Origin of the sequence: Streptomyces sp. NRRL B-24572 (genome assembly GCF_002156145.1) — a bacterium.
Lineage (GTDB): Bacteria > Actinomycetota > Actinomycetes > Streptomycetales > Streptomycetaceae > Streptomyces > Streptomyces vietnamensis.
Map to the genome: position 1 here is coordinate 1 of NZ_MWIG01000974.1, position 2,611 is coordinate 2,611.

Genomic DNA, 2,611 nt, shown 5'->3' on the forward strand with positions numbered 1-2,611 from the left:
GCACAGGTCCTTCACCGGCAGCGCGTCCATGTCCGCCCGCAGCGCCACGACCCCCCCGCCCCCCGGCGCCGCACCGCGCAGGACACCCACGACCCCGTGCCCCGCGATGCCCGTACGGACCTCGTCGAGGCCCAGGGCGCGCAGGTGGTCCGCCACCAGGCGGGCCGTGTTCACCTCCCGGTTGGGCAGCTCCGGATGCCGGTGCAGATGCCGCCGCCAGGCCACCACCTGATCGGCCGCTGCGGCCGCCCGCTCGTCCAGTTCGTCGTGGATCGCCTCGCTGCCCAACGGGACTCCCTCTCGTACCGGCCGGCGCCGCGGCCTGGAAACCGTGCACCGTCAGCCTGCCACCCGGGACGGGTCACGGCACCGCCCCGGGCAGCCGTTCAGGCCGACCGGGGCACTGCTGCGGCCGTGATCGCCGATCAGGCCGGTGTGCCCACCGCGCCCGGGCCGCTGCGCGCGATGACGGCCGCCGTGTCCACGCCCGCCGGCAGCGTGCCGAAGGCGAGACCCCGGTCCCCGTCGAGGCGGGAGGCGCAGAACGCGTCGGCGATCGCCGGGTGGCCGTGCCGGACGAGCAGCGAACCCTGGAGGACCAGGGCGAGACGCTCGACGAGGCGTCGTGCCCCGTACGCCACCGCCTCCGGGTCGCCGAGCCCCGCGAGGTCCTTGCGGAGGCCCGCGACCGCCGCGTCGAGCCGCCGGTCGGCCCCCGCGCCCCGGTCGACCTCCGCGAAGTACGCCTCCACCGCCTCCGGCTGACGGGCCATCGCCCGCAGCACGTCGAGCGCGGCGACGTTCCCGGAGCCCTCCCAGATGGACGGCAGAGGCGACTCCCGGTAGAGCCTCGGCAGGCCCGAGTCCTCGACGTAGCCGTTGCCGCCGAGGCACTCCAGGGCCTCGGCGGCGTGCGCGGGGGCGCGCTTGCAGACCCAGTACTTGGTGACCGCGAGCCCGAGCCGCCGCAGCTGCTCCTCCTCGGCGTCACCGCGCGCCGCCCGGTCCACCGCCCCCGCGAGCCGCAGCGCCGCGACCGTCGCGGCCTCCGCCTCCACGGCCAGGTCGGCGAGGACGTTCCGCATCAGCGGCTGGTCCACGAGCCGCGCCCCGAACGCCTCCCGGTGCGTGGCGTGGTGCACGGCCTGCACGAGCCCGAGGCGCATCCCGGAGGCCGAGCTGATGGCGCAGTCGAGCCGCGTCATGTTGACCATCCGGATGATGGTGGCCACCCCGCGCCCCTCCTCGCCGACGAGACGGCCGAGGGCGCCCTCGTACTCGATCTCGGAGGAGGCGTTCGACCGGTTGCCCAGCTTGTCCTTGAGGCGCTGGAGCCTGATCGCGTTGCGGCTGCCGTCGGGCAGCACCCGGGGCACCAGGAAACAGGACAGGCCGCCGGGCGCCTGCGCCAGGGTGAGGAAGACGTCCGACATCGGCGCCGAGGTGAACCACTTGTGGCCGGTCAGCGCGTACATCCCGGGCTCGCCCGTGGGCACGGCCCGGGTGGTGTTCGCCCGGACGTCCGAGCCGCCCTGCTTCTCGGTCATCGACATCCCGGCGATGATCCCGCGCTTCTCCGTCGGCACCCGAAGACCGAAGTCGTACGTCGAGGAGGTGAGCAGCGGCTCGTACACCTCGGCGAGCTCCGGCTGGACGCGCAGCGCGGGCACCGCCGCGTACGTCATGGAGACCGGGCACAGGTGCCCCGCGTCGGCCTGCCCCCACACGAACACCTTCGCCGCCCGCGCCACATGCGCGCCCGGCCGCTCGTCGCGCCAGGGAGCGCCGTGCAGCCCGTGCCGTACGGCCACGTCCATCAGCTCGTGCCAGTACGGGTGGAACTCGACCTCGTCGATCCGGTGGCCGTACCGGTCGTGGGTGTGCAGGACGGGGGAGTGGCGCTCGGCGAGCCGCCCCCACTCCTGGGCCTCCTCGCCTCCCGCCTTCGCCCCGAGCTCGCGGACCTCGGCCTCGGCCCAGCCCGCGCCCTCCCGGCGCAGCGCCTCCAGGAGCGCGGGGTCGGCGGAGACGTCGTAACCGGTCAGCGGCGGTACCTGGTTGGTGACCTCATGCGTGGGCGGCATCCGGAACTCCCAGTGCTCGGAGGGTGAAAGTGACGAGTGCGGGTACGGTCTCGGGCCCGACGGTCCCCTCGGCCAGCGGCCCGACGAGCGCCTCGGCGCCCGCCCCGACCAGCGCCGAGGCCGTCAGGACCGGGTCCTGGGGCGGCAGCTCGCCCGCGCGCACGCCCTCCTGGACGCGCGCGGCGAACACGTCCCGGAACGTGCGCCGGAAGACGAGCCGCTCCGCGTCCACGGCCGGGTCGACCGGTTCGGCGAGCAGCGCGTAGGCGAGGCGCGGCGACTTCAGGGCGCGCTGGGCGAAGGTCTCGATGACGGCGACCACCCGCTCGGCCGCCGAACCGTGCCCGGGGTGCCCCGCCGCCTCGGAGACGGCCGCGACCTCCCGGCTCACCACGGTCCTGAACAGCTCGACGGCGAGCTCGGCCTTGCTCGGGAAGTGGCGGTACACGCTGCCCGTGGCGATTCCGGCGCGCGCGGCGACGGCGGCCATCGTGCAGCCCGCGTACCCCTGCTCGGCGAGCAGCCCG

The 2,611-nt window shown here is 75.3% G+C and carries 2 protein-coding genes and 1 pseudogene; all 3 read right to left on the reverse strand.

The features are described 5' to 3' along the window. Nucleotides 1-288 (reverse strand): annotated as a pseudogene (locus CCN56_RS39050) (amidohydrolase); the annotation flags it as partial. 137 nt (nucleotides 289-425) lie between these two features. Continuing rightward, the gene (locus CCN56_RS39055) at nucleotides 426-2,084 is read right to left on the reverse strand and encodes an acyl-CoA dehydrogenase family protein (RefSeq protein ID WP_086832359.1); all 1,659 of its coding nucleotides are present in this window, start codon (nucleotides 2,082-2,084) and stop codon (nucleotides 426-428) included. Then, nucleotides 2,068-2,611 (reverse strand): TetR/AcrR family transcriptional regulator (locus CCN56_RS39060; protein WP_218779502.1); only part of this gene is annotated, 544 nt, incomplete at its 5' end. The genes CCN56_RS39060 and CCN56_RS39055, both read right to left, overlap by 17 nt.

Bases quoted from the DNA above. Each gene is read 5' to 3' on its own strand.
- CCN56_RS39055 (WP_086832359.1), bottom strand. From the start codon at position 2,084: ATGCCGCCCACGCATGAGGTCACCAACCAGGTACCGCCGCTGACCGGT.